This is a genomic window from Arthrobacter ulcerisalmonis, from assembly GCF_900609065.1.
GTDB lineage: Bacteria > Actinomycetota > Actinomycetes > Actinomycetales > Micrococcaceae > Arthrobacter > Arthrobacter ulcerisalmonis.
Map to the genome: position 1 here is coordinate 1 of NZ_UXAU01000051.1, position 1,308 is coordinate 1,308.

Genomic DNA, 1,308 nt, shown 5'->3' on the forward strand with positions numbered 1-1,308 from the left:
CGAGAATGGACACAGGAGGAAATTCACGAATCATGGCACGCAGACACACCCCCGAGCAGGTCATCGCCAAAGTCCGGCAGGGCCAGAAAATGCTCAACGACGGCCGTCCGATGGTCGAGGTCATCAAGGAGCTCCAGGTCACCGAGGCGACCTGGTACCGCTGGCTGAACCAGTACGGGTCCGAGAAGAACGCCGAAGCGTCCAAACGGACCAAGGAGCTGGAGAAGGAGAACGCCCGACTCAAGCGCCTCCTGGCGGAGAAGGAACTGGCCATCGACATCCTGAATGAGGTGGCCAAGGGAAAATTCTGAGCCCCGAACCCCGCCGCCGTGCCGTGCGCATGGCGGTGGAGAAGTTCGGGGCGTCCGAACGTTTCGCCTGCGCGCTTCTGGGCCAGAACCGGTCCGCGTTCCGCAAGAAAAAACCTGACATGGGCTTCGAGGAAGCCCATGTCCGTGCTGCCCTGCGCGCCGTCGCCGGGCAGCATCCGGCCTGGGGCTGGCGGAAGGCCCGCTGGCACCTGCTGGCCCAGCCCGAGTGGGACGGCGTGGCGCTGAACAGGAAGCGGATCCGCCGGCTCTGGCGCGACGAAGGGCTGACCTGTAAACCAAGGGCGCGGAAGAAGCGGCGCACCGGGCCCGGCGCCGGGGAACAGAAACGCCTCACAGCCGAGTACCCGATGCACGTGGTCAGCTTCGACTTCCAGTCCGATGTGACCTCCTGCGGACGGCACATCCGGTTCTTCAACGTCATCGACGAATACACCCGCACTGCGCTGGCCATCATCCCGCGGCGGTCATTCAAAGCCACCGATGTCGTCGCGGTGCTGGAGAATATCATCGCCGAAACCGGCACCGCCCCGGTCTACGTCCGTTGCGACAACGGGCCGGAATTCACCGCCGCCGCACTGATCGACTGGTGCAACACCGCCGGCGTCGACACCGCATTCATCGACCCGGGATCGCCTTGGCAGAACGGCTTCATCGAATCCTTCAACGCCCAATTCAGAAGGGAACAACTCACCGGCGAAATCATGGACACCATGGCCGAAGCCAAGTATTTGGCCGACGAATGGAAAGCTATCTACAATCATGAACGGCCCCACGGATCCCTGAACGGCATGACGCCGAACCGCTACTGGGAAAACTGGACGCAAGAAAACAAATTAGCTATCGCATAGACGCTGGACTGCTAACGGGGGCCCAACCAGGGCCCGTTCCGTCACCGTCAGATCCGTCTCCGTGCCGCCGTTGGCCTCGCGGTACTTGACCAGCCAGTTGCGGAGCGTCTCAGGGCCAACACCGTACG

The 1,308-nt window shown here is 62.8% G+C and carries 1 protein-coding gene; it reads left to right on the forward strand.

The features are described 5' to 3' along the window. Positions 1-32: 32 nt before the first annotated feature. Positions 33-1,180 (forward strand): IS3 family transposase gene (locus PSET11_RS16495; RefSeq protein ID WP_124093401.1). Its coding sequence is split into 2 segments (ribosomal slippage): positions 33-306 and positions 306-1,180, totalling 1,149 coding nucleotides; the frame shifts between segments, so codons are not numbered across the junction. Positions 1,181-1,308 lie beyond the last annotated feature (128 nt).